This window comes from Corallococcus sp. CA047B, from assembly GCF_003612065.1.
Classification (GTDB): domain Bacteria; phylum Myxococcota; class Myxococcia; order Myxococcales; family Myxococcaceae; genus Corallococcus; species Corallococcus praedator.
In genome coordinates this window covers 1-24,107 of record NZ_RAWD01000013.1, presented here as the reverse complement: position 1 = coordinate 24,107, position 24,107 = coordinate 1, and the positions used below count along the sequence as shown (strand labels likewise).

The 24,107-nt window shown below is 69.0% G+C and carries 21 protein-coding genes and 1 tRNA gene; 7 read left to right on the top strand and 15 right to left on the bottom strand.

The window, feature by feature from the left end; genetic code table 11:
• Positions 1 to 20 precede the first annotated feature (20 nt).
• Complete coding sequence (locus D7X74_RS04270; RefSeq protein WP_120531621.1) at positions 21 to 557, bottom strand: DUF4833 domain-containing protein; 537 nt, start codon at positions 555 to 557, stop codon at positions 21 to 23.
• 231 nt (positions 558 to 788) lie between these two features.
• Positions 789 to 911: a hypothetical protein gene (locus D7X74_RS44810; RefSeq protein WP_255424357.1), complete on the bottom strand. Its 123-nt coding sequence runs from the start codon at positions 909 to 911 to the stop codon at positions 789 to 791.
• Positions 912 to 1,188: 277 nt separating this feature from the next.
• Here D7X74_RS44810 and D7X74_RS04265 point away from each other — a divergent pair, with 277 nt between their 5' ends.
• Positions 1,189 to 2,583 (top strand): SH3 domain-containing protein, encoded by a 1,395-nt coding sequence (locus D7X74_RS04265; protein WP_120531620.1) that lies wholly within the window; start codon positions 1,189 to 1,191, stop codon positions 2,581 to 2,583.
• 125 nt (positions 2,584 to 2,708) lie between these two features.
• Positions 2,709 to 3,092 (top strand): GatB/YqeY domain-containing protein, encoded by a 384-nt coding sequence (locus tag D7X74_RS04260; protein WP_233601961.1) that lies wholly within the window; start codon positions 2,709 to 2,711, stop codon positions 3,090 to 3,092.
• A 75-nt stretch (positions 3,093 to 3,167) separates the two neighbouring features.
• Here the strand turns inward: D7X74_RS04260 and D7X74_RS42910 are convergent, their stop codons facing one another.
• Both D7X74_RS42910 and D7X74_RS04255 read right to left on the bottom strand, forming a co-directional pair.
• Positions 3,168 to 3,317 carry an RCC1 domain-containing protein gene (locus D7X74_RS42910; protein WP_158620333.1) on the bottom strand — a complete coding sequence of 50 codons (150 nt, stop codon included), beginning with the start codon at positions 3,315 to 3,317 and terminating at the stop codon, positions 3,168 to 3,170.
• Positions 3,318 to 3,380: 63 nt separating this feature from the next.
• The gene (locus D7X74_RS04255; RefSeq protein ID WP_120531619.1) at positions 3,381 to 4,619 is read right to left on the bottom strand and encodes a styrene monooxygenase/indole monooxygenase family protein; all 1,239 of its coding nucleotides are present in this window, start codon (positions 4,617 to 4,619) and stop codon (positions 3,381 to 3,383) included.
• A 218-nt stretch (positions 4,620 to 4,837) separates the two neighbouring features.
• On the opposite strand from D7X74_RS04255, the gene D7X74_RS04250 reads away from it, so the two are divergent.
• Positions 4,838 to 5,176, top strand: a complete 339-nt coding sequence (locus tag D7X74_RS04250; protein WP_233601960.1) for a hypothetical protein — start codon at positions 4,838 to 4,840, stop codon at positions 5,174 to 5,176.
• A gap of 87 nt (positions 5,177 to 5,263) precedes the next feature.
• Here D7X74_RS04250 and D7X74_RS04245 read toward each other — a convergent pair whose 3' ends face one another.
• From D7X74_RS04245 to D7X74_RS04200, 7 genes are all read right to left on the bottom strand, one after another.
• A complete protein-coding gene (locus tag D7X74_RS04245) occupies positions 5,264 to 6,013 on the bottom strand; it encodes a hypothetical protein (protein WP_233601966.1) in 750 nt (249 codons plus the stop codon).
• Positions 6,013 to 8,076, bottom strand: a complete 2,064-nt coding sequence (locus D7X74_RS04240; protein WP_199741759.1) for a protein kinase — start codon at positions 8,074 to 8,076, stop codon at positions 6,013 to 6,015. Before D7X74_RS04240 ends, D7X74_RS04245 begins: the two co-directional genes overlap by 1 nt.
• A 48-nt stretch (positions 8,077 to 8,124) precedes the next feature.
• A complete protein-coding gene (locus tag D7X74_RS43975) occupies positions 8,125 to 9,129 on the bottom strand; it encodes a hypothetical protein (RefSeq protein ID WP_233601958.1) in 1,005 nt (334 codons plus the stop codon).
• Between the two features lie 104 nt (positions 9,130 to 9,233).
• Positions 9,234 to 9,968: a hypothetical protein gene (locus D7X74_RS04230; RefSeq protein WP_120531660.1), complete on the bottom strand. Its 735-nt coding sequence runs from the start codon at positions 9,966 to 9,968 to the stop codon at positions 9,234 to 9,236.
• A gap of 503 nt (positions 9,969 to 10,471) precedes the next feature.
• Entirely contained in the window at positions 10,472 to 10,939 is a 468-nt protein-coding gene (locus tag D7X74_RS04220; RefSeq protein WP_120531615.1) for an FBP domain-containing protein, read from the bottom strand.
• 717 nt (positions 10,940 to 11,656) lie between these two features.
• Complete coding sequence (locus tag D7X74_RS04205; RefSeq protein ID WP_120531612.1) at positions 11,657 to 13,237, bottom strand: hypothetical protein; 1,581 nt, start codon at positions 13,235 to 13,237, stop codon at positions 11,657 to 11,659.
• A gap of 252 nt (positions 13,238 to 13,489) precedes the next feature.
• Positions 13,490 to 14,401, bottom strand: a complete 912-nt coding sequence (locus tag D7X74_RS04200; protein ID WP_120531611.1) for a LysR substrate-binding domain-containing protein — start codon at positions 14,399 to 14,401, stop codon at positions 13,490 to 13,492.
• Positions 14,402 to 14,515: 114 nt separating this feature from the next.
• Here D7X74_RS04200 and D7X74_RS04195 point away from each other — a divergent pair, with 114 nt between their 5' ends.
• The 4 genes from D7X74_RS04195 to D7X74_RS04180 all read left to right on the top strand — a co-directional run bounded on the left by D7X74_RS04195 (position 14,516) and on the right by D7X74_RS04180 (position 19,237).
• Complete coding sequence (locus tag D7X74_RS04195; protein ID WP_120531610.1) at positions 14,516 to 16,456, top strand: M61 family metallopeptidase; 1,941 nt, start codon at positions 14,516 to 14,518, stop codon at positions 16,454 to 16,456.
• A 246-nt stretch (positions 16,457 to 16,702) separates the two neighbouring features.
• Positions 16,703 to 17,704: a PD40 domain-containing protein gene (locus tag D7X74_RS04190; RefSeq protein ID WP_158620332.1), complete on the top strand. Its 1,002-nt coding sequence runs from the start codon at positions 16,703 to 16,705 to the stop codon at positions 17,702 to 17,704.
• Positions 17,705 to 17,792: 88 nt separating this feature from the next.
• Positions 17,793 to 18,359 carry a TetR/AcrR family transcriptional regulator gene (locus tag D7X74_RS04185; protein WP_199732729.1) on the top strand — a complete coding sequence of 189 codons (567 nt, stop codon included), beginning with the start codon at positions 17,793 to 17,795 and terminating at the stop codon, positions 18,357 to 18,359.
• Positions 18,356 to 19,237: an SDR family oxidoreductase gene (locus D7X74_RS04180; RefSeq protein WP_120531608.1), complete on the top strand. Its 882-nt coding sequence runs from the start codon at positions 18,356 to 18,358 to the stop codon at positions 19,235 to 19,237. Before D7X74_RS04185 ends, D7X74_RS04180 begins: the two co-directional genes overlap by 4 nt.
• A 157-nt stretch (positions 19,238 to 19,394) precedes the next feature.
• On the opposite strand, the gene D7X74_RS04175 is transcribed toward D7X74_RS04180, so the two are convergent.
• The 4 genes from D7X74_RS04175 to dnaG form a co-directional block, all read right to left on the bottom strand.
• Positions 19,395 to 19,467 (bottom strand) — tRNA-Ile (locus D7X74_RS04175).
• Between the two features lie 92 nt (positions 19,468 to 19,559).
• Positions 19,560 to 19,889 (bottom strand): MGMT family protein, encoded by a 330-nt coding sequence (locus D7X74_RS04170; protein ID WP_120531607.1) that lies wholly within the window; start codon positions 19,887 to 19,889, stop codon positions 19,560 to 19,562.
• 85 nt (positions 19,890 to 19,974) lie between these two features.
• Positions 19,975 to 22,095 (bottom strand): RNA polymerase sigma factor RpoD, encoded by a 2,121-nt coding sequence (rpoD, locus tag D7X74_RS04165; RefSeq protein WP_120531606.1) that lies wholly within the window; start codon positions 22,093 to 22,095, stop codon positions 19,975 to 19,977.
• Between the two features lie 90 nt (positions 22,096 to 22,185).
• On the bottom strand, positions 22,186 to 24,021 hold the full coding sequence (gene dnaG / locus D7X74_RS04160) for a DNA primase (protein WP_120531605.1): 1,836 nt from the start codon (positions 24,019 to 24,021) through the stop codon (positions 22,186 to 22,188).
• Positions 24,022 to 24,107 lie beyond the last annotated feature (86 nt).

The following is a 24,107-nucleotide window of genomic DNA, read 5'->3' as shown; positions in this document are numbered from 1 at the left end:
GGAGTGCGGGGAATTCCACCTCACTCGCGAATCAGCTCATGGACTGGCTGCCCATCCGGTCCAACACCCTCCAGCCGCACGAAGTCGACCGAGAAGGGCCAGGACGTCTTCACGAAGACGTGCTCCAGTCGACAGACGCTGTTGTCCAGCTTCGTCCACGCCTGGACCCGGCATTCTCCGTCGACCCGCGCGGTGGTGATGTCGATGGGGCGCGAGGGAAAGGCCCGCAGGCGCACCCGCACTCGCCAGCCCTCCGCGGTGGCGTCCACCGGCTGCGGGTCCTCCAGCCCATACACGGGTTGCTCGACCCCCAGCAGCTCCTCCACCTCCGAGGCCCCGCGCTCCAACATCCGCCAGTACACCTGCACGGGACGCGTCCCCACGGGGCGACAGGCCTCATCCAGGCGCAGGGCGTAGTGGACCTGGTTCCGGTTCTCGCTCCGGGTCAGGAAGAAGGCGGACTGCGAGGGTGGGGGCGCCCCGGCCGCGGAGGCCAGGGGCGCGACGGTCGTCAGCGCGACGGCAGCGAGGTGGCGAAGCCCGGATTCAGGAAACATGGGGGTCCCCCTTACATGGCGGAGTGACGGCGGTCACCCGTGGGGTCGTATCGGGATGACGAACACCCCTGGCCCCTGGAACTGTCACGCGCCCTATACACTTTTCACCGAACACGACGCACGCTACTCCGAGTACCTCCTCGTCCGCCTGTCGAAGCACCCCGGGCAATGGTACTTGCGGAAGCAAGGTGAATCCGCACGCTGCGGGGTTGCCGCGGGCGGGCCGCTGCTTCAGGGCACGCCATTCTCCACGAGCGTGGCGAAGACACCCATGCCCAGGAAGGCCACGCCCAGCACGAGGTGGAGCACTGCCACCCGAGGGCCCGGCCACGCGCCGGAATGGGCGGGGTTCACGACTGTCATCCGCTTGCGCACCAGGGCTCGCACACCAGACCGGTGATGATGAGCACGGCTGGATTGGATTCCATGGGACGGCACCTTCCCCGGACCCGGAGCCGGCGTGCAAGTCACGACCCCTACGCCGCTGCCCACGGTCATCGTCAGGGGCCGGGAGGGCCTGCGGAACACGGGAGGTTACGGCTGCTGGAGGTAGACCCGCACCGGGGGCCCGCCGTTGGCACGCCAGCAAGCCGCCTTGTCTGGCACGGCGGTCGTGCATCAGAGTCGCTGCATGTCCAGCGCATGCGCCCTGGTGCTCGCCGCCGTGCTCACCGCCACCGCATCGTCCTCTCCCCTGAGGGAGGCCGACGCGGATCTGGATGGCGACGGCACGCGCGAGCACATCACGCTCGAGGTGACGAAGCCCGGCGCCTTCCGTCTCAGCGCTGGCACGGCCGTCGCCGAAGGTGAGCTGCCCGGAGTGCGCGGCGTCACCGTGCTGGACCTCGACAACAGCGACAAGCGCCGGGAGGTGCTCGTCCACGGGGAGGGGCGCTTCCGCCTCTTCCGTCAGGAGGGCACCGCGCTCCAGGAAGTGCCGCTGCCGGCCGGGACACCGAGCGCCTCCGGCAACGGCATCCTCCTCTGCGACGTTCCCATGACGGACGGCTGGGCGCGCCGCGACAAGTACCTCTACGACGCGAAGCAGCCGGGCTTCACCGACGTGCCGCAGGAACTCTACGCCGTGAGCCGCGTCCTCCCGCCTCCGGGCTGGGTGCCGCTCCAGCAGACTCCTGGAAGCACGGACGTCGTCGCCCTGGCCGGGCCCGAGCGCGCCCTCTTGCTGCACGCCTTCAAGCCGGACCCGGCGGAGGTTGATGGAGGCTGGTACCTCGCGGGGGTGGCGGGCAAGTCGGAGGACGTGCTCGGCTGGATTCCGGCCCGGGTGCTCCGGAAGAAGGTGAGCGTCGACGACGGTGCGATGCTCGGGGCGATTGTCGTGCTGCCGGAGCTGTACGCCTCGGGCCTGAAGCCGAAGGTGGCCACCTCCTTCCCGTTGCTGCGCACGCGCCGGGACGACGCGGAGACGGTCGCGAAGCTGCGCGCGGGGAGCACCGTCACCCTGCTGGCCACGGATGGGACGTGGTACCTCGTCCAGTCGGAGACGCGGCTGATCGGCTGGGCCCGGGCCGGCACGCTCGCGCAGGGGCTGTCGGCGCTGAAGAAGGCCGCGGTGCCCGACAAGCGCGCCCAGCTTTCCACCCTGCAGCGCCGCCTGCGCGCGGCGATGCCAGCGCCTTCCGCCGGGCGCGAGGACTGGCAACCCGGCGCCGCGGGCCTCATCCTCGAGAACGAGTACGCCAGCACCCTGGACACCTACAACTTCTGTCCAGACGGCCGGGTGGTGCTCGAGTTCCTCGTCGACGACTTCAAGAAGTACGGCACCTGGACGCTCGACGGGGACACGCTGAAGCTGGAGCTCACGCGCAAGACGATGCAGCTTGGCGTGGGGGAGCCCATCGGACCTCCGGAAGGAGTGGAGGGCGTGCGTCAGTACAGCAAGACCACGCCCCATGAAGGCACGCTCGCCGAGTCCCAAACGCTCGACTGGAGCGAGGTCCTGGAGGACGTGAAGGCTCCCTCCCCCAGCTACAGGCCGAGGCGCGGTACCCCCACCTGCCGTTGAAGGCAGGTCCGCCGGGCGTCGGACATGGGAGCTGTCACGCGTCACCCGCTCCAATCGACCACCGGGAAGGCAGTACAGCATTTCCATTGAGGCTGCCGACCTCATCCCGCATCTCGATACGCACCATGGGCGTTCTCTACTACTGTATGCGTATGAGAACCGTGGATGAATGGAAGGCAACGCTGCGTGCCGCGCTGAAAGACGCACTGCGCACTCGAAATGCACCCGCCTCGGCGGTCCTTCGGGAAACGCTCGCCGCCATCGACAATGCCGAGGCGCCCGACATGAGCGTCGCGCCTGCATCGGTCGGTGGTGTCATCGCTGGCGGCGCGGAGGGACTCGGGAGTGGGGAAGTGCCTCGACTGCTGTTGTCCCCGGAGGCAGTGGACGTGCTCATCCAGCGCGAAATCCAGGAGCGTCGCGACGCGGTGGCGCTCTATACCCAGCTCGGCAGGCCCGAAGAGGCCCGCGCGCTGAGCGCGCAAGTGGATGTGCTCCTGGCGCTTTGAGAAGAAGCCCGGCCCTCTGTCTTTCGGAGGGCCGGGCTTCAAGGTGTGTCGCAGGCGGGAGTCCGGAACGCGGAACTACAGCGAAGGGTGCGCCGCCAGGGTCGTCTGGTATTGGCTGTAGCCGTCTCCACGCTGACCGTACCGGGCCTCGCCCCACGCCTGGACCGTACCGTCCGAGCGCAGCACCAGCGCCAGCGAATGAGGGAGGTCTGGCAACCTGAGCATGAAGACCTGGATTCGTCAGGGAATCAAGCGAGGCATCCCCAACCTGCGTCTGTGATTGCTTGGCTATGCGGCGGTCGCCTGCCGGATGCGGGCCTCGGTCTCGGCCGGGCTGGCAATCCAGGGCCAGAAGCGCTGCGGCTCTCCGAAGTTGTCGAAGAAGGTGTCGCCCAGTGCCGGCACCTTCGAGGCGGCCCCGAGGTACTGCATCACGTGCGGCGGAGGCGGCTGGAGCAGCATGTTCGTGAACCCGGTGATGTACTGGCCCTCGGTCCGCCAGAAGTGCTCGAAGGTCTGGTCCATCCAGTCCGGGGTGAAGGGCTGGTCCCCGTGCGCGAGGATGGCCTGGGTCACGCAGTGGGCCTGCTTCGATGCGCTGTTGAGGCCCTGGCCCGCGATGGGGTCGTTGAGCATCACGACGTCCCCCAGCCCCATCACGGCCCGGCCCGAGGGGAGCCGTCCCACGGGCTTTCGCACCGTGGGCGTGAACGCGCCGGTGAGCCAGGACGACTCGTCCACGATGGCGGCGTCCTTCAGCCGGTCCTCCACCCACGGTGAGAAGTCGTGCATGACGTCCTTCATCCGCGCCAACGCATCCCGGGCGGTGGTGAGGCCGCGGAAGCGATCCAATCCCTGGCCGGGGATGGCCTCCAGCAGGATGCAGTGCAGGGGGCCGCGGATGCGGTCGAAGTACGGCATGGAGAAGTACTCGCCGTGGCCCGCGGCCAGGATGAACTTGAGCGCGGGGTAGGGCGTCTCATGCAGCGGCTTCATGCCGGTGACAATCATTGCCATGAGGTTGCGCTGCGGCTGTGTATGGGGGCTGCGCCCGGCATCCCGTTCGAACAGCGACATGAAGCTGTTGCGGCCCGCGGTCACGAGCACCAGGTCATGACGGGGGGCGAGCGCCTCCAGGGCCTCCACGTCCACGTCGCGCACCACCACGGTGCCGCCGCGCCGCTCGAACTCCGCGAGCCAGCGCGAGTACTTCGCCCGCAGGTCCAGGGCCTTGCCCGCGTTGAGGATGCGTCCCCGCACGTTGAGAGCGCGCTGCCCGGGGGCCATGCAGATGTCGAGGTCGCCACCCTGGGCGGACGCTCCCGGGCCTGGCCAGAAGTCGAGCCCCAGCTCCTGCTCGTACTGGTAGGCGCGGCCGAAGAGGTAGGTGGTGGCGGCGAGCCGGGCGTTGAAGAGCTGCTCGGGGTTGCGGTCCGAGTAGACGGTGACGGAGTAGCCCTTCGCGAGCAGGCCGAAGGCAAGCTGCAGGCCCGCCTGGCCCGCTCCAATGATGCCGATGTTCCTCATGATCCCCCCTGGGGTGATGAGCGGGCATGACGCCCTCCCAGGACACTACGCAGTGGGGGCGCGGTCCTGGCAATCCGTCCCGCGGGATGTGGGGAGGCCGCGCCTGCTTCGCCCCTGGGACATGGCCGCCGCCGGCAAGACCCGCGGGGCGCCGCAAGGCAGGCAGCCCGGCCAGCCCCCGGCCCCAATCCATTCCAGGCCCGCCGACTCCGGGCAGCGTGTATGCCGTCCGCTACCGCGAAGACCTGTGGGGTGCCGCTTATTGCCACGAGGTGCGCACCGATGAACGGGGCAGTGTGCGGGGCCGGATGGAATACCTCGACCTGCTGTCCCCCAATCCTCCCACGGCCGACCAACTGCCAGGCACCGCGTTCCGTGATCGTCGGGATGGCCAACGCTGGCAGAGCTGGTGCAGCGGCCTCGAGAAGACCCCCGGGGTCAAACGGATCGCGATCGATGTGCCCGCCCCCGCGCACGACCAGCCCGTGCCGGAACGCCTCCCATTCGGTGGCGCCCGCGACCTGCAACATCTTGCCGGCTGGAACTTCGACTTCTGAGGAAAGAGAAAGGGCAGGGCAGGGACCTGCGGCCGACGTCATTGCTCCCGGATGGGACAGCGGGCGTGAGGCACGTCGGGACTCCGCCTACTTCCGCTGTGGCACGGCCAATCGCATCTGCGCGCTGGAGGGGGCGGGCGTCAACACCATCCCATCCAGGACTCCATACGCATAGGCCACCGCGAATGCATAGGCCCCCACCAGGTACGTCACGTTGAGCGTCCGCGCCGTCCCCGCGTCGCTCGCGCTGTAGCGGCCGTCCGGCCCGCGCAGCGAGAGCGAGGTCCCCAGGGAGACTCCCGCCGCCGCGAGTCCCACCCCCTGCGTCACCGCCAGCACCGTGCCCATCCTCGAGCGCCCGTGCTTGAAGTGCCCCACGCCCAAGGGCGCCAGATACCAGGCACGGGTCAGCGCCGGCGGGGTGGGCACCTCGTCCTTGCGTAGGGGGTCGACGATGGCGGTGGGCGGCGGCAACAGCCGAGGATGTCGCTCGGCGCTCAGCTCCGCGATGCGTGTCGGGTGCTGAGCTCGCGCGCGCTCGACGAAGGCGAGGAAGTCCGGCGGATACAGCAGCGGGTCCAGCACCGGGTCGCCGTGAACGGCCAGCCCTCGCACCACCTCGTCCTCCGCGCGGGCCAGCTCTTCCTGCGCGTGGTAGGTGGCCGCGAGCAACAGGTGCGCTTCGGCCTCCAGCGCATCTCCGTCGAGCCGCAGCGGATAGAGCAGGGACTCCAGCTCGGCGCGAGCCTGGGACAGCTCGCCGGATTGGTAGGCACCGCGCGCGCCATCGAGCGGGGACGCCGCGAGCACCACCATCATCATCAAGGCCGCGCCCATCACGGCGTCACGTCCAGCGCCACTTCGAGACGACGACCGGCGACCACGTCCACCTCTCGCAGCAAGGGAGGCGCACCCGCTCGGCGTGCCGTCACGGTGTGTCGTCCATGCTCGACCACCACCGGACCGGAGAGGGGCGCGACGCCCACCTCTCGGCCGTCCACGAAGAGCCGCGCGCCCACGGGAGCGAGGATGAGCACCTCCGCCTTGCGCAGTGACAACACCACGTCGCGCGTCACGGTCTCCCCCGGCGCGAGCGTCACCTCCTGGTCGACCTCGTCACACAGGGGATTGACGAAGCGCAGTCGGTAGGTCCCCGCTGGCAGCGAGAGTTCACGCACGCGAGGCGTGTAGCCCTGACTCTCGCCGTTCACGAACACCTCTGCCCACGGGCGCGCCGTCACCTTCAGCACCGCGGGACGCGCGGGGACGGTGGTTCCCACGTCCGGACCCGTGGTCGGTACCGGGGGCCGCGCGGCTCCTGTGGACCCGGCTCCCGCCGAGTGCCCTGTCGGCAGGGACGATACGGCCAGCTTCGCCGAATCAATTCCCTCCGAACGCCCTCTCGAAACGGAGGGCTGCACCGGGTCATCCGCGCCGCTTCTCGCCAAACGCCCCAGTCCCCGCGAAGCGTCCAGCCTCCGGAGTTCCGTCCTCGGGGCAGGAAGCACCTGGCCCGTAGGCGTGGGCGCATGAAGGAGTTCGCCGATGGAGGAGCCCTCAACGGGCGCCGCTTCCGGGGACGCCTTCCCTGACGAGGACTCCGCGCCACGCGACGTTTTCGCTCCTTCGACGCCCTGGTGCGTCCTCACCGCGGCAGGGTCCTCAACCGCCCTCCGCGCGGACTTCACCCGGTCCGCCGCGAGGTCTTCGCTCGAACGCGCGGTGGCGCTCGCCACTTCCACTCCGGAGGACGCAGCGCCACCCGCCATCCCTCCGCTCCGTCGAGCGAGCGTCCCTCCACTCCACACCACCGCCGCCGCGCAGAGCACGAGCCCCGCGCCCACGGCGCCAGTCCTCCACCCGGAACGCCTCGGCCGCTCGCGCAACAGCGCCGCCACCTCGGCGGATGTCGGCTCCAGCACCAGCGCGGTGTTGAGGACCTTCGCGGCCCGCGCCCCCTCGCCGCGCGCCAGCAGAGCGCGCCCCTCCTCCAGCAACCGCTCGAAGCGAGCCCGACGCCATCGGATGGCACCTGCCACCGGGTTTCCCAGGAACTCCCGAGCCACGTCGGCGGGCGGACCTACCCCTCGCTGGAGCAACGCCTCCAGCGCCAACGCCAGCACGGCCCCGTCGCGCGGTCTGTCCCGCGCATCCTTCGCCAGACACCGCGCGACCAGGGACGCCAGCGGCTCGGGCGTGCCCGGCACCACCTCCGTCAGCGACGGCGCATCCTTCGTCATCACCGACGCGGCCAGGTGCGCCGCGCCCTTGCCCGCATGCGGCGTGGTGCCCGAGCACAGCTCGAACAGGATGACCCCCACCGCGTACACATCCGAGGCGGGCGAGTACGCGCCCGTGTCGATGCGCTCGGGCGCCATGTACGGCAACGAGCCCGTCACCGCCCCGGTACTCGTGAGGCGCTCCTGGTCCTCCAGCGCGGCGAGGCCAAAGTCCGCCAGCTTCAGCGGCCCTCCTTCCGCCACCAGCACGTTGTCGGGCTTCACGTCGCGGTGGACGATGCCGCGCGCGTGCGCCGCCGCCAGCGCCCGGGCGAGCTCCCAGCCCAGCACCATCACCGCCTCGGGCGGCACCGGCGAAAGCCTCCCCGCCAGCGAGCGCAGGTCCTCGCCCCGCACCCACTCGCAGACGAGAAACGGGCCATGGGCCCCATCCTCGCCGTAGTCATGGACCTCCAGGACGTTGGGATGATGGAGCGAGGCGGCCAGCTCGGCCTCCCGCCGGAAGCGCTCCGCGCGACCCGTACCGCCTCCCGGGTGCATCCGCTTCAGCGCCACCGGGCGCGACAGCCGCAGGTCCGTGGCCAGGAAGACCGTGGCCATTCCCCCACGCCCCAACTCCCGCTCGAGTCGGTAGCGGCCCGCAAGCACCTCACCCATCATCACCCGGGCATTCTCCGGGAGCGCGCTCCCGCGAGCAACCCGGGCGGACTACGGCGACAGCCGACAGGCCTTCGTGTCCCCCACCAGCTCGCAGGCACCCGGCGCCCCCCCGGGGCAATCCCGGTCCAGCCGGCAGGGCTGCCGACACCGCGGCGCAGCCCCCGACGACAGGCACACGCTACACGGCGCGCAGTCCAACGAGTTCTCGCAGACCTCTCCCACCGACGACGGAGTGCCCGAGCATTCCCGCACGCACAGTCCGTCCGGGGCACATTGGTAGCCCGACTCGCAGAGGCCACCCCCCACCGGGTTGCACTTCTCCTCGCACCGCAGTCGCTCCCTGGGGCACTGGGCGAAGCTGGGACAGTCGAAGGAGTCCTTGCACGCCTCTCCCAGTCGAGGCCCCACGACACAGTGCGCATCCGTGCACCGTCGCTCGTCGCGACACGTGAAGTCCGACGTGCACGTCAGTGTGCACTTCCCGCCTTCACAGGCCGCCGCGGCCTCCGCGCACTCGCACGCCCGCGAGCACGTCCCTCCCACCACCACCGTGCTCGAACATCCAGCGTCCGGTACCTCGCACCCCGTCCCCGTGCAGCCTCCATCTGGCTTCACGCATCCCGTGCCCGTGCAGCCACCATCCGTCGGCGTCGTCACCGGCAGACAGGCACTCAGGGAGCCGGACGAATCGGGCACGGGCCCACAGCCGTACCCCGGCCGGGCACAGGCCTCGCCACAGGTTCGCAGGCACTGCCCCAGACTTGTCGCGCACACGCTTCCTGGCGGGCAGGACCTCTCCTCGGAGCACGCCAGCAGGCAATACCCGCCCGGAAAGCCCGTGCCGCAGGTGAGCCCCGGACCGCATTCAGCATCCGCGCCACAGGCCTCCCCCAGCCGCTCCCCATCCATGGGCTCGCAGTCACCTCGCACACAGACCTGCCCCTGGGAACAGCCCTGGGAGTCGTCGCAGCGGACGCGGATGTCGAGCGGACAGCCCGGCGCGACGAGCAGCACCAGCGCGGGCAACAACGAGAGCAGGAGAAGGCGGCGCATCACCAAGGCCCGGGCGACTCTACGCCGAGGGTCGCTCGAAGAGCAGCCCCCAACGCCAGGGGCCCCATGCTCCCTACTGGGGAACACGAGGCCGCCTTCACCAGCTACATGCAGGTGCCCATGACGCCCGGCACGGCGAAGCACTGGCCACTCTTGCACTGGGCGTTCTCCGCGCACGGGAAGCCGAAGTCACCCGGGCTGCAGAACCCGAGAACCGAGGCGGAGACGGGCTTCACGCAGCTCCACGCCGAGGGGCAGTTCGAGTTGTCACGGCAGAGCCCCTGCATGCAGAAGCGGCCCTTGTTGGCCACGTAGCCGTCGTTGCACACCGCGCCGCCCAGGCCCGTCGGGCACACGCCGTCCTCGGGGCACGGCGGGAAGCTGGCGCAGTACGGCTGCTTCGAGCCCTGGTCATCGGGGTCCAGGCACACCGCATAGGTGTCGCAGCCGTCCTTGAAGTCGGGGGTGTTCGGGTCGCACGTGGGCGGGTTGGCCGGAGGCGTCAGGCTGCACAGGCCCTCGATGCAGCGCTGGTTGCTCTGGCACTGGCTGTCGGAATCGCAGGTCGCCACCTTCTTGCTCTTGCAATAGGAGGCGAGCGTGCCCGTGTCCTCGGCGTCGCAGTACTGGTCCGCCGCGCAGTTGGCGTTCGTCTGACAGCCGAGGGCACACAGGCCGTTGAAGCAGAACTGCCCGGAGGGACACGCCTTGCTCGTGCCGCACAGTTCCGCGCTCTGCTCGCTGGGGTTGCCGTCCGGCCCCTCGCTGTCATCGTCCTTCGTGCTGCCACAACCCACGACCGCCAGCGCCAGGAACAATCCCATCAGCACATGCTTCATGTTCGTCTCCATGAGGTTCGTTCGCACCGTGGCGGCCCTCCGCCAGCGTGCACGGGGCAACCCCATCGCAACGTGCGTGCCGAAGCCTCACGAGACACCGGATCGCCCCGATTCCAAGGGGTTGCATGACGACCCTGACCCTCCGAGGGCCTGACGCGGGGGGAAACGTGCCAGGACTGGCACGCGGACAGACCCTCCAGAGGAGGCGGCCTGTCAGTCCCCCCCGCCCAGGTAGCGGAACAGCGAGCGAAGACCGATGCCCAGCGCCGCCGCCGCGTCCTTCCTGCCGCCGCCGCGGCTACGCCGGCCCGGGCAAGGGCAACGCGATGGGCCCCGACTTCTGGCGGGAGATGCCCGAGGCGCTCCAGCGGCTGCCCGCTTCCTGTCTTTGTCCTCTTCCAGCACTCCACCGTGGAGCGGCTGGCGCAGCGGCTCCGCCACCACCTGCGCGAGCTGGGGTGAGAAACTCCTGGAGGGGGCGGCGGGCTTGAGCGCCCGCATCCTCACGCGTCCGAGCCGGGCTCGAGGCCCAACGCCTCGCTCGCGAAGCGGGCCATCCGTTCAACGAGCCGCTGGGTGTCGTCCAGGACGCTGCGACCGGACAGGTTGGCCACGGACTCCAGCCGCTCGCCGCAGCGCAGGTCCATGCAGAGGTTCACGCCCACCCGGCGCTTCGAGTCGACATCCGTGGTGAGCAGGCCGATCTCCGCCTCGGAAGTACGGCACCAATCACACACCTGGGGCACCAGGGACTTGTCCCCCTGATGATCACGGCGGAAGGCGATGCCTGTGGGCTGCCTGCCTCCGGGTGCGGTGAACAGCAGGAAGACGCGCACCCCATAGGGGTCCACCCAGGCGAAGTAATCCCGGATGAAGAGGGGGAACTTCGTGCCCTTGGGCAGCTCCACGAACTTGCGGTCCCGCGAACGGAACGCGCGCAGAAACTCTTTCTCTGTCTCGATTCTGAACATGGCGGTCGCTCAGACGATGCACCGCCACGGTTCTGACCGGGCGGGTCCGCCGCCATGTTGCCATGGCGCTGGATTCGGTGACGCGCAGGTAGCGGGCTCCCGCGCCGGGGTACATGACGCCGTCGAGCGCGTCCGCCAGCACCTCCGCGACCAGGGTGCTCGCCTCCCACGCCGCAGGATCGATTGTAATCACGACCGCGGGGATGAAGCCCACCAGACGCTCGACCGCGGCGAAGAACTCCTCGTTGTTCTCGGGCAGGATCTCGCAGGCATCCAGCGAGCCTTCGTCGAACCGCTCCGTGCCCCCGTCGTCCTCGTCGTCCTCGTCGTCAGCTTGTTCGGGCGCGTAGACCCACGGGGCATCGTGCGGAGGGAGCGCACGTCGGCCGGCAATCACGTATTCGAAGCCCATGGGCCGGAGGGTTGAGCGAATCGGCACCCCCAACAATGTCCGTCGCTGGGCGCGGGTACGGCCTCCGAGGCCGGCCTCCGGTCCGTCCTACGATGGGGGCGGCGCGTACGACGCGGGCCAGTACGTCATGGGGTGTGCCACGGCGTCTTCGCTGAACACCGACCTGATGAACGGTCCACTGTGCTCAAGGACGCAGAGGATGGCGCGCCCGCTCCCGGCGCACAGGACATCCCGGTGGCCCGGGCGAACGGAGGGCGGCATCCGACGCTGGCGGAGCGGAGCGAGCTTCGGGAGGCGGGCGCCCATCAAGGCAGGTGCACGACGAGCTCCACCTCCGGGTGCTCGGCGGAGGGCCCGTCCAGCAGGGGCGTGGGGCGTGCGCGCACGTGCTTGTCGAAGAAGGCGCGCACGTAGGTGTTCACCAGGGTGAAGGAGCGCTGCGCGTCGAGGGTGCCCAGTGCGTATTCGCTGGCGGTCGCCTGCGGCGAATCGACGCGGATCAGGGGCAGGGCGAGCACGAGGTCGCTGAAGGTGATGTGGCCGGCCCCCTGGAGGTCCAGGTCGTAGCCCGTGGCGCCCAGATGCTGGAAGAAGCGGTCCCGGCTGGAGTCGCCCTCCGCGCCCTCGCTGTTCATCACGAGGAAGGGGACCTGGACCTGCACCTCCAGGTCCCCGTGGAAGGTGCCGTCCTGGTTGAGTCCCGCATGGACGCGTGCATCCGTGCGGCAGAGCTCCGCCGCCGCCGAGCCGCCGAAGGAGTGGCCAAACGCGCCGATGCGGCCCAGGTCCAGCCTTCCGGTGAAGCGCCCCGCCGGGTCGCTGGAGTCCAGCGCCGTCAGCCGGTCGAGCACGAACCGCGCGTCCGCCGCCCATTGGGCCTGGACGCGCGTGTTCAGGGCCGGGTCGAGAGGGGAGAGCTGGACGAGTTCATCCACCACGCGACCGTCCGGGAAGACCAGCGGGCCGCCTCCCCGGGGATGGGAGATGGCCACCACCACGTAGCCCTGGCTCGCCAGTTCCTCCGCGACCCCGCTGTACATCGCCGTCGCCATGCCGTAGCCGTGGGAGAAGAGCAGCACGGGGAACCGCTCCTCCCCGTCGGCCAGGGGCACGCCGCGAGCCGCACCGGCGAAGAAGAAGCTGTAGAACGACGGCGGCAGCCCCTGCGTCCCGGCGACAAGCTCGCCCTCGCGCCACGTGAGGAAGTAGGAGGCGGGTTGTGCCTGGGGGCGGGCCCGCGCGGGGTACCAGAAGCGCACCTTCAGCTCGCGCTTGTCGCCGGACGCGGGGGTGAGCGTCTCCTCTCGCGCCTCATCGGTCCAGGCGTCCTCCAACGTCCCCACCGCATGGGGACCGGTGGGAGGCGGGAGCCGCACCACCGGGTGGTGGACGTCATGGACCGAATCCCGCGCGCTGACGGTGGCGCCGCCGCGCGTCCGAGCGCTGAAGACGACCTGGGCCGTTCGCGGCGTCAGGACGCCAGCCGCCTTCAACTCGGGCAGGGAGAAGCTCAGGATGGCATCCAGGCGGCCATCCCCATCCACATCCCGCGCGGTGCCGGCTGCCAGTGCCCGCACCTTCGCCTTGCCTTCCGGGGCGGACAGCGTTGCCTCTTCGGCCAACAGCTCTTCGGCGGCCAGGGTCTCATCCCCGAGCACCGCGACGTCGAGGCTTCCCGCACCCGTCAGGTCGACGGCGTTGGGATACACGCCAGGAAGGACATCCAGCGCCGCGGTGTCAGGCTGGAATTCGGACGGCGGCAGCGGATCCACGTCGTCCTCGCCGCAGCCGGTGGCCGCGACGAGGCAGAGGGCCAGCACGAGCCCTGTCCCGTAGCGCCACGAGGCGTGAAGCGAGGGGCTGCATGAGGCGGAGGTCGAACGCATGTGGCTTCCTTCTGGAATGAGCCCGGCCCCTGACAACCAAGCATGTTCGCCTTCACGACGGGCCGGCTTCGTGACGGATGCGTGAACTGCGCACGGCGCCCGAAACCCTCGCTCAGCGTGGGGCGTTCCCCCAAGCAGGAGAGGAGGAGGTGAGGGTGGCGCCCCAGGCAGTGGCCCCCAAGGAGCCGATGAGGCAGAGGACGCCGCGAGTGGGCTGGGCAGAACCCATGACGAGAGATCCACGGCCGGGCGTCAGCCCCCGCCGCGCGGCCGCGCCCGCCGGGGTGTCGTCAGCTCCTGCGCGAGCGCTTCACGCAGGATGCCGGCCAGTTGGGCCACGGTCTTGCTCGGCTCCCGTTCGGCCCTGAGCAGGTGCACCGGAATGCTCCCGAGCGCGGGCAGGCCCGAGGCGCGGGGCTCCAGCACGGCCAGCGTCTTCGGCAGGCCGAAGGCCGTTCGCAACGTCACGCCCAGCCCCGCCTCGGCCGCCGCCCACAGGCCCGCGAGGCTCGGGCTCGCGAACGCGATCCGCCAGGCGAGCCCCTTCCGGTCCAAGGCGGTCGTGCAGGCCTCCCGGAACACGCAGGGCGCTTCGAAGGCGATGAGCGGCAGCGGCTGGCTGCGGCTTCCAGTGACCTGCCATCCAGGCTGACCAATCCACACGAGCGGCAGCTCCGCGATGCGTTCACTGCAGCCGCGAGCCCCACCGCTCCAGGCGAGCGCGAGGTCCAGCTTGCCGGTCATGACGTGGTTGACGAGGTGGGCGTTGCGCTCGGTGCGCACCTCGATGCGCACCGCCGGATGCGCGCGCGCGAAGGTGCTGAGCACCCGGGGCAGCCAGGTTTCGGCGAAGTCCTGCGGCAACCCCAGGCGGACCTCGCCCTCCAACTCGCTGCCCCGCAGGCCGTCCACGGTCTCATCATTCAGTTCGAGGATCCGCCGCGCGCAGCCCAGCAGCACCTCTCCCGCCTCGGTCAGGACCAGCCCCCGCCCGGAGCGTTCGACCAGCGCGCGGCCCACCTGCTCCTCCAGCTTGCGCAGCTGGGAGCTCACCGCTGACGGAGAACGGCCCACCCGTGCGGCGGCCCGGGCGAAGCTGCCCAGCTCGAAGGCCGTCACGAACGTCCGCAAGACATCCATGTCCAGGTTGATCCGGGGGAGCATCGTTCGATTTCCTCGAACCCAGGCTTCCAGACTTCGGAATTTTCGGCAAGACGGGCCCGGGATACGACGCGGATCATGCCGGCCTCTCCCGCCCATCCTCGAAGCGTCAGGGTCATGCCATGTGTTGTCGCCACGGTGGCCGTCTGGATGGTTTCGACGGCGGCGCACGCTCAGGCACCCTCCGCATCCCAGTCCTGGCCGCTGCCCCAACCCGCGCCCATGCCGCCGCCCATCGAGCCGCCGCGTGACACGCCCTTCCCCGGCACCATCCGCTTGCACGTCGACGCCACCGACGCGGCGCGCGGTGTCTTCCGCGTCAAGGAAACCCTCCCGGTCGCGCCCGGAAGGCGGTTGACGCTGTTCTTCCCGCAGTGGCTTCCGGGGGATCATGGGCCCACCGGTCGGTTGGAAGGACTCGCGGGGCTGAAGGTCCAGGCCGGAAAGAGAGTCATTGCCTGGACCCGCGACGCCGTCCAGGTCGCGGCCTTCCACATCGACATCCCCGCCGGCGTGACGTCCATCGACGTGCACTCGCAGTTCCTTGGCGCCACGGAGCCGCGCGTGGGCCCGGTGGTGGCCACGTCCACGATGCTGGACCTGCAATGGCACAACCTGGTGCTGTATCCTGCGGGCCACTACGCCCGGCGCATCACCTATGTGGCCAGCGTGAAGCTGCCGCCCGCCTGGGAGTTCGCCACGTCGCTGACCGTCGCCCGACGGGATGGTGGTGAGGTCCGGTTCCAGCCGGTGACGCTGGACACGCTGGTCGACTCACCTGTGATTGCCGGCCGTGCCTTCAAACGCATCCTGTTGAGCGACGATCCCGTCCCGGTCCACGTGAACATCGTCGCCGACGACGCCGCGGGGCTCGAACCGCCTCCCGAATTCGTCCAGGGCTACCAGGCACTCGTGCAACAGGCCTACCGGCTCTTCGGCTCGCAACACTACGACCACTACGACCTGATGGTCTGGCTGTCGGACGGCTTCGGCCCCAGCTACTTCGAACACCTCCGCTCCGGTGAGAACGCCGTGCCCGCCGATTTCTTCACGACCTGGAAGGACAGGCCCGAGCGCCGTGGACGTCTGGCGCATGGGTTCGTTCATTCGTGGAACGGCCTGTTCCGCCGTCCCGCGGAGATGTGGACGCCGGACTTCAACACGCCGGAGCGCGACTCACTGCTCTGGGTATTCGAGGGATTGACGTCCTACTGGCAGGACGTGCTCACCACCCGGGCGGGGTTGTGGACGCGGGAGGACGCGCTCGACGACTGGGCCGCGACCGCGGCGGCCATGGCCAGCCGCCCCGGCCGGCGCTGGCGCCCGCTCCGGGACGTGACCAATGACGCCGTCGTGCAGCGCCGCAAGCCGCTCTCCTGGCAGGGCTGGCAGCGCGACATGTTCGATGCCTACTCCGAGGGTGCGTTGATCTGGCTGGAGGCCGACACGCTGCTCCGGGAGCGCAGTGGCGGCCGCAAGTCGCTGGATGACTTCGCTCGTGCGTTCTTCGGCGTCCGCGCGGGCAGCCAGGTGACGATGACGTACACGCTGGAAGACATCGTCACCACGCTCAATGACATCCTGCCCCATGACTGGTCAGGCTTCTTCCGCTCCCGGATTGAAGAGACGCGCGACGCCCCGCCCCTGGGTGGAATCACGCAAGGCGGCTACACGCTCGCCTGGAGCGAGGAACCCACGGACGCCGTCCGGCGGGCCGAGGCGGCGAGCGGGAACGTGGACCTCGGCGACTCCCTCGGCATGATGCTCGCGAAGGACGGCAAGGTGCTCCGGGTGGATTGGGAAGGGCCTGCCTTCAAGGCGGGCCTGCTGCCCGGCGCGGTGGTGACGGCCGTGAACGGGAGCCCCTACGACGCGCAACGACTGAAGGACGCCGTCAAGGCCACCGCGCACCAGGAGCCCTTGCGGCTCTCCTGGCGCCAGGGCACGGCCACCCGTTCCGCCCTCATTCCCTGGCATGGGGGGTTGCGCTACCCCCGGCTGCGGCGGGTCGAGGGCACACCGGCGATCCTGGATGAAATCCTGGAGCCACGCGACTGACCCGGAGGAAGTCGCAACCGGCGGGGATGGAAGGGCAAACCCAACCGCCAACGGCGACTCTTGCCGGTCCGAAGCGCCGGATCGCGGCAGGACTTACCGTCCTCACAGGTCGCTCCAGGGGAAGCGGCCTTGAACGTGGATTGGCCCTGCCCTTGCTTTGTCGACGTCATGTTCGCCCCTTCCGTCCCGGTCCACCTGGGCCGGGGCTGGCACGGTGAACCTGAACCACAGCTGGGAGCCAGTGCGATGATGATGGGAAGAAGCTGCATCCTTGGAGCAGTCCTGCTGACGGCCGCGTGTGGTGTCTCCAACCCTGAACAAGAGGTCGCGGAGGACGACGTCACGGCGAAGACGTGCCTCCCCAACTGCCCACCGCCGACGAAGATCGCCTTCGCGTCGAACCGGGGAAGCGACCCCGCCCACCCCATCAACACCTACGACATCTTCGTGATGGGCACCGATGGCACCGTGCTGACCCGCCTCACGAGCGACCTCGTGATGGACCGGCGCCCCAAACTCAACAAGGCGCGCACCCGGGTGGTCTGGCAGCGAGACTACGGCCAGACGTCCCCGTACTTTGGCGACTTCGAGATCGTCGCCGCCAACATCGACGGCAGCAACATGCAGCGGCTCACGAACTGGGAAGGTGATGACGAACAGCCTGCCTTCAGCCCCGACGGGACGCGCATCGTCTTCGCCCACTGCGCCTCCCGGTGCAGCCTCTACCTGATGGACGCCAACGGCGAGCACCGGACCCTCCTGGCCACGGACCTGCAAGGCTCCGGCAGCTACCTCACGCCGAGCTTCAGCCCCGATGGCCTGAAGGTCGTGTTCGGCTACGAGGCGCTGAGCACGTCGGACATTCCCTTCCGGGGCATCTACCGCATCAACGTGGATGGGACAGGACTGGTGAGGCTGAATGAAGGCCCCTCCGACTGGACCTCGTTCTTCCCGGTCTACAACGCGGCGGGGACGAAGATTGCCTTCACCGCGAGCATCTCGGTGCAGGGCCTGTTCGAGCGGGACCTCTACTCCATGAACGCGGACGGGACGGGTCTGGTCGCGCTGCAGAACGGGCCGGAGGACGACCAATGCCCGGCCTACAGTCCTACTGCCGATACCCTGGTGTTCGAGCGCCTCCCGGGCGGCACGAGCAGTGGCGAAATCTTCATGCGGTCCGTCAACGGCACCCTCACCAACCTGACGAACACCGTGAGCGCGCACGACGTCGAACCGTCCTGGCAGTGACGGAAGCCCGGTGAAACGGCGCGCTCAAGCTGCCCGAGTCTTTTTGGAGCGTATTGACAGTAAGTGCGCTGATTGTCACGATGTGCAGATGCCGGCGACGATGACAGATGACGAAGCAGCCGCGCGGCGCGCGAGGGTCCTCGTCGCCGCGCGGTGGTGCTTCCTCAATTTCGGCTTCGCGAAGACGTCGTTCGAGGATATCGCCAAGCGCGCCAGGCTCTCGCGCACGCTCCTCTACCGGATCTTCAAGGACAAGGAGGAGATCTACCGGGCCGTCTTCGTGGACTGGCTGGTCTCTCGACACCCCGCGGCGAAGCAGGCGGCGAACGGTCCGGGCAGCGCCTATGAGCGCTTGCTCAGCTTCTGCCGTCTGATGGTGTTCGAACCCTGGGCGGAGATGGTCGGGGCACCGATGGGGAGCGCGTTCCTCGAGGCCTGTGAGCTGATCGACCCCGAGGGTGAGGCGCTCTACCAGGAGGTCGCGCTCGAGTGCGTCGCCGCGATCCTGGGCGACGAAGCGAGCGCCGAGGTCTTCTTGCTCGCGCTCGACGGTTTGCTCGCCGACAAGCCCCCGATGGAGGTGCTCGAGCAGCGGACGCAGCTCCTCGCGGCGCGCTTCGCTCCTCGCTCGTCGAAGAAAGGCTCAAGGTCATGACCGCGTCAGGTGAAATCCAAGAGCTCGTCGTTGTCACCGGTGCATCCACCGGCATCGGTGCGGCCACGGCGCGCGAACTGGCCGGGCGGGGGTTCCATGTCCTCGCGGGTGTTCGGCGCGACCGGGACGCCGACGCAATTCGGGGGCCGGGGATTGAGCCGCTGATCCTCGACATCACCATCCCTGAGCACATTCGGGCGCTGGCGGCTCGAGTGCACGCAGACCCGCGGGGCCGGGCCGTGCGGGCGCTGGTCAACAACGCCGCCGTCGGGGTCAACGTACCGTTCGAGGCCTTCGCCATCGATGAGTGGCGACGCCTGTTCGACGTCAACTTCTTCGGCCACATCGCCGTGACCCAGACACTCCTGCCGGCACTGATCCGCAGCAAGGGGCGCGTGGTCAACATCAGCTCCGTAGGCGGCAAGGTTGCCGGGCCCACCTATGGTCCCTACGCAAGTACAAAGTTCGCGCTCGAAGCCGTCAGTGACTCCTTGCGACGTGAAGTCGCTCCGCTCGGCGTCCGAGTGGTTGTGGTCGAGCCGGGCGGGGTGCGCACGGAAATGCCCGGCCGGGTGATCGCCACCGCCAATGAGCTCGCCTCGGCCATGCCGCCCGAGCTGAGCCAACGCTATGGCGGCCTGGTTCAAGCCATCACCGCGCAGACCGCGGCGTTCACCGGGCCCGGGTCGGGCGTGTCCGCTGACGCCGCGGCACAGGTGATCGCCAAGGCCGTGACAGCGCGCAAGCCGCGCATTCGCTACACCATCGGCCGCGACGCGGCACTGCTCACTCTTCTGGCGCGCATCCTGCCTGATCGAATACTCGACGCCGTCTCCGCCGCCGGCCTGCGTCCCTATTTTCCCAAGGAGAGCCAATGAGCATCACGACTCCGCGCGATGGCTCGCGGGTAGGTCGGCGCTCGTCACCGGCGCGGCTGGGGACGCCACTGCTGCTCCCCTCCAGGGACGCCACGAAACCGGGGCAACTTCACGCCTCTGGGGAGCTTCCCGAGGCGCTGTGCGGGGGTAAGGGGAGTGGGCCCTCCTGGATTCGAACCAGGGACCAATCGGTTATGAGCCGACAGCTCTAACCGCTGAGCTAAGGGCCCCCTCGGGTCTTCAACGCCAGACGTGACAGACATCCTCGCGCGGCGCGGGCTGACTATCTCCCCGCGAGCGCGCCCGTGGCAAGGACTCGCCGTCAGCCGTCCTCGCGGTCCTTCAGCGCCACCCGGAACACCTGCCCGCGCTGCGCCACGGTGACGCCCTCCGCGCGCAGCCGCTTCGCCTGCTCGTGCGCCACCGGGGGCGCCAGCGTCCCGTCCGAGCGGATGACGCGCCACCAGGGCACCTGCGTGGCCTGTCCCGGAAGGTGTTTCAACTCCCGGCCCACGCCGCGCGCCGCGCCGGGCCGCCCCGCGTAGAGCGCCACCTGCGCGTACGAGCGCACCTCGCCCCGGGGAATGGAGCGCACCTGGCGCATCACGGTCTCGGAGAAGGGCAGGGGAGCAGCGGGCTTCTTCGGAGGCACGCGGAGACCTCGGGGTGAAAACGAGAAGGCCCCCGTTCCACGACGCGCGGGAGCGGGGGCCTTCAGGACAGCTCAGGAATGCGGTCTAGCTCTCGACGAAGGAGCGCAGGCGCTTGGAGCGGCTGGGGTGGCGCAGCTTGCGCAGCGCCTTGGCTTCAATCTGACGGATGCGCTCGCGCGTCACCTCGAAGTCCTGGCCCACCTCTTCCAGCGTGTGGTCGCTCTTCTCGCCAATGCCGAAGCGCATGCGCAGGACCTTCTCCTCGCGCGGCGTGAGCGTGGCGAGCACCTTCCGCGTCTGCTCGGCCAGGTTCATGTTGATGACCGCGTCCGCGGGCGACACGAGGCTCTTGTCCTCGATGAAGTCGCCCAGGTGGCTGTCCTCTTCCTCGCCGATGGGCGTCTCCAGGGAGATGGGCTCCTTGGCGATCTTCAGGACCTTGCGCACCTTGTCGAGCGGCAGCTCCATCTTCTCCGCGATCTCCTCCGGCGTCGGCTCGCGGCCAATCTCCTGCACGAGGTAGCGGCTCGTGCGGATGAGCTTGTTGATGGTCTCGATCATGTGCACCGGGATGCGGATGGTGCGGGCCTGATCCGCGATGGCGCGGGTGATGGCCTGACGGATCCACCAGGTGGCGTACGTCGAGAACTTGTAGCCGCGCTTGTACTCGAACTTGTCCACCGCCTTCATCAGGCCGATGTTGCCCTCCTGGATGAGGTCCAGGAACTGCAGGCCGCGGTTCGTGTACTTCTTCGCGATGGAGACCACGAGGCGCAGGTTCGCCTCCACCAGCTCGCTCTTCGCGCGCTCCGCCCGCTTCTCACCCAGCCGGATGGCGTCGTAGTTGCGGCGCAGGGCGTCCACGGGGAGGTTGGCCTCCTCCTCCACGCGCTTGATCTTCCGCACCGCGGTGCGCACGTCGCGGTCCAGGACCTCCAGCTGCTCGGCGGTGAAGTTGAGCTGCTTCTGGAGCTTCTTCGCGATGTTCGGGTTCTCGCGAGACTCCTTCAGCTGCGGGCGCAGGTCCTTCATGGAGACGCTGTAGCGACGCTCCAGGTCGCCCAGCTCCTCCTCGGCCTTCTCCACGCGCTCGATGAGGCCCTTGAGGTTCACGACGATGCGGTCCACCTGCTTCTTGTTCAGCCGCATCTCCTCCAGGACCTCCATCATCTTGGTCCGAAGGTCCTTCACCTCCTGCTTCAGCTCCTTCTTGCGCACCTCCGTGAGCTTCTTCTTCCCGGAGAGCTCCTCCTCCAGGACCTCGCAGTCCTTGGCGAACTTGCGGAAGCGCTCGATCTGCTTGGAGATCTGCTCGATCTTGTTCAGCTCGCTCTGCGCGAGCTGCGCGGGAGCCTCGGCCTCGGAGACCTCCTCGACGGCCTCCTCCGCGTTCTCCGACTGGGCCTCTTCGGGCGCGTCCTTGATGACGTCGCGCACGCGCAGCTTGCCCGTCTTCAGGCGGTTGCTGATGTCCAGGATGTCCGCCACGGCGACGCGGCAGGCGAGCAGGGCGCGAAGGACTTCCTTCTCACCCTCCTCGATGCGCTTGGCGATCTCCACCTCGCCCTCGCGGGTGAGGAGGCTGACGCTGCCCATCTTGCGCAGGTAGAGGCGGACGGGGTCGTTGGACTTGCCACCCGGCTCGTCGTCCTCGTCCTTCTCGTCCTCGTCCTGGTCTTCCTTCTCTTCCTCGACCGCGACGGTGGGCTTGATCTCGTTGGACTGCGCGGCCTTCTGCGCGTCGACGATCTCGATGTCGTTGTCGCCGAACATGCTCATCACGTCGTCGATTTGATCGGACGACACGATGTCGGCGGGCAGGGCGTCATTCACCTCGTCGTAGGTGAGGAAGCCCTTCTCGCGGCCGGCGGCGAGCAGGTCCTTCACTTCCTTGCGTTCGGCGACCGGGTCCTCCTCCACGTCGTCCTCGACGGCGTCGGGGTCGACCTGGACGGCGGCGGCGGCCTCTTCAGCGGCCTCCTCCGGGTCCACGTCGTCGGCGAGGGCGGCCACGCCCTTCTTCTTCTTGATCTTCTCGGGTGCCTCGGCGGTGGCGTCCTTCGCCACCAGCTCCTTCTCCTCGGCATCCGCAGCCTTCGTCACCTTCGCCACAGGGCTTTCCGGTGCCTTCTTCTTGCGGATCACCGGATCCACCTTCTTCTTGGTGGGCTTCACGGATGCCTTGGAGGGCTTCTGCGTCGGCATTCGGGTACTTCTCCTTAAGAAAATCAGGTGCTTTGGCCTGGGCGAGCCGGCCGATCTACCGCAAAGTCGAGCTTTCTTACAAACGCGAACTCAAACCGGTTGCATTGGTGCCTTTGTTCCCGTTCCCGAGGAGGCGGGCCTGAGCTCGTCCAGGACGCGCTTGCGGAGCGCCAGCAGCTCCTTGCGCTCGGACAGCAGCTGCCGCGTCTCCTCTGTCAAATCAAAAGCCCCCGGCGTCTGTTCCGTAGCTCGCTTTATATAAACGAGCCGCTCGTCGATCCGCCGCACCATGATGTCGCGGCACACCTGGACGAACTCCCCCTCCAGCTCCGAACCCCCGGCCGAAAGCCGGCGGCCGGCCTCCAGGAGCGCTCGCTTCACCACCTCCGTCGCCTCGAAGAGCGCCTCCTCCACCCCCTGCCCGGAGGTGGTCTGGGCCAGGACCATCCTGAGCCCCATGTGTGACAACTCATCACACACGCGGAAGACATCCCGGGTGAGCAGCCGGGGCTCCCGGAGCACGGCGGCCACGTAGAGGCACTCGGATTCCGGGGGAGGGCGCTCCGCCTGGGGCTTGGGCACCGGGCGGGGGACGTCCTGGGATGCCATGGGGACGCCGCCCGGCCCGGAGACGGGCTTGGGCGTGGGAGGCGGCTTGTACTGGAGCGACGTTTCAATCTGCGCCGGCATCCAGCCGAAATGCCCCGCCAGCGCGCTGATGAGGGTGGAGCGCGTCAGGCCCGGGGGCACCTGGGCGGTGACGGGCTTGAGCCGCTCCAGGGCGGCCATCTTCTCCTCGAAGCTCGCCTGCTTGCCCGTGGGCAGCAGGGTGGCGAAGAGGTAGGCCGTCAGGGGCTGGGCGCCCTCCAGCAGCTTCTCCACGCCGTCGGTGCCCTCCCGGCGGGCGAACACGTCCGGGTCGTCTCCCTGCGGCAGGAGGGCCACCCGGGTGGGGGCGCCCGCGGCGAGCAGGGGGCCGGCCAGGCGCTCCACGGCGGCGAGCCCCGCCGAGTCCCCGTCCAGCAGGAGCACCAGGTCGCGGGCCTCCGCGCGCTTGAGGCCCTGGAGGTGGCCGGCGGTGAGGTTGGTGGAGCACAGGGCCACCGCGTGGCGGACGCCCACCTGGTGCAGGCCGATGCAGTCGAAGTAGCCCTCCACGAGCACCGCCGTCTTGCGCTTGTGGATTTCGTCGCGCGCCTGGTCCATGCCGAAGAGCGTCTCGCTCTTGTTGTAGAGCCGGGACTCGCGCGAGTTGAGGTACTTGGGCCCGTCCTCCGCCGCCACCAGCCGCCCGCCAAAGGCGATGGGCCGGCCCTCCGGGGCGCGGATGGGCACCATCAGCCGGCTGCGGAAGAAGTCGATGCAGCCCTCCCCGCTGTTGCGCTTCGTGATGAGGCCCGCCTTCAGGCCCCACTCCAGCATCCCGTTCTTCTGGAGGCGGTCGGCGAGCAGGCTCCATTCCGCGGGCGCCCAGCCCAGGCCGAAGCCCTGGGCCACCTCGTCGGTGACGCCCCGGCTGGCGAGGTAGGCCCGCGCGGAGCGGCCCCCGTCCTCCCAGAGGAGGGAACGGAAGTGTTCGGCGGCGAAATCCGTGGCCTCCTTGACCTGCTGGCGCTCCTTGAGGCCCGGGTCCTGCGCGGCCTCCAGGTCGATGCCCACCTCCTGCGCCAAATCCCTCACCGCGTCCTGGAACGTCTTGCCCAGGTAGCGCTGGATGAAGGACACAGCGTCGCCGCTCGCACGGCAGCCGTGGCAGAAGTAGAAGCGCTTCTCCGGCACCACGTAGAACGAGGGCGTCTTCTCCTGGTGGAACGGGCAGCGGCCCTTGAACTCGCGGCCGGCCTTCTTCAGCTCCACGTGGCGGGACACCAGCGTCACGATGTCCACGCGGTCGAGGACCTCCTGGATCTTGTGTTCTGGAATCACGACGCCCCTCCCTGCATCCGCATGAGCGCGGCCATCCGCCTGCCATCCTGACGGCAGGGCCTGACACCTGTCTCTTATACATATCT

Excerpts from the sequence above, each read along its gene's own strand:
- D7X74_RS04245 (WP_233601966.1), bottom strand. The coding sequence starts at position 6,013 with ATGGGCGCGGCCTTGATGATGATGGTGGTGCTCGCGGCGTCCCCGCTC.
- D7X74_RS04195 (WP_120531610.1), top strand. The coding sequence starts at position 14,516 with ATGCCATGTGTTGTCGCCACGGTGGCCGTCTGGATGGTTTCGACGGCG.
- D7X74_RS04260 (WP_233601961.1), top strand. The coding sequence starts at position 2,709 with ATGGGCGTTCTCTACTACTGTATGCGTATGAGAACCGTGGATGAATGG.
- D7X74_RS04265 (WP_120531620.1), top strand. The coding sequence starts at position 1,189 with ATGTCCAGCGCATGCGCCCTGGTGCTCGCCGCCGTGCTCACCGCCACC.
- D7X74_RS04230 (WP_120531660.1), bottom strand. The coding sequence starts at position 9,968 with ATGAAGCATGTGCTGATGGGATTGTTCCTGGCGCTGGCGGTCGTGGGT.
- D7X74_RS04270 (WP_120531621.1), bottom strand. The coding sequence starts at position 557 with ATGTTTCCTGAATCCGGGCTTCGCCACCTCGCTGCCGTCGCGCTGACG.
- D7X74_RS04200 (WP_120531611.1), bottom strand. The coding sequence starts at position 14,401 with ATGCTCCCCCGGATCAACCTGGACATGGATGTCTTGCGGACGTTCGTG.
- D7X74_RS04220 (WP_120531615.1), bottom strand. The coding sequence starts at position 10,939 with ATGTTCAGAATCGAGACAGAGAAAGAGTTTCTGCGCGCGTTCCGTTCG.
- D7X74_RS04185 (WP_199732729.1), top strand. The coding sequence starts at position 17,793 with ATGCCGGCGACGATGACAGATGACGAAGCAGCCGCGCGGCGCGCGAGG.
- D7X74_RS42910 (WP_158620333.1), bottom strand. The coding sequence starts at position 3,317 with ATGCTCAGGTTGCCAGACCTCCCTCATTCGCTGGCGCTGGTGCTGCGC.
- rpoD (WP_120531606.1), bottom strand. The coding sequence starts at position 22,095 with ATGCCGACGCAGAAGCCCTCCAAGGCATCCGTGAAGCCCACCAAGAAG.
- D7X74_RS04255 (WP_120531619.1), bottom strand. The coding sequence starts at position 4,619 with ATGAGGAACATCGGCATCATTGGAGCGGGCCAGGCGGGCCTGCAGCTT.
- D7X74_RS04190 (WP_158620332.1), top strand. The coding sequence starts at position 16,703 with ATGATGATGGGAAGAAGCTGCATCCTTGGAGCAGTCCTGCTGACGGCC.
- D7X74_RS43975 (WP_233601958.1), bottom strand. The coding sequence starts at position 9,129 with ATGCGCCGCCTTCTCCTGCTCTCGTTGTTGCCCGCGCTGGTGCTGCTC.
- D7X74_RS04240 (WP_199741759.1), bottom strand. The coding sequence starts at position 8,076 with ATGATGGGTGAGGTGCTTGCGGGCCGCTACCGACTCGAGCGGGAGTTG.
- D7X74_RS04205 (WP_120531612.1), bottom strand. The coding sequence starts at position 13,237 with ATGCGTTCGACCTCCGCCTCATGCAGCCCCTCGCTTCACGCCTCGTGG.
- D7X74_RS04180 (WP_120531608.1), top strand. The coding sequence starts at position 18,356 with ATGACCGCGTCAGGTGAAATCCAAGAGCTCGTCGTTGTCACCGGTGCA.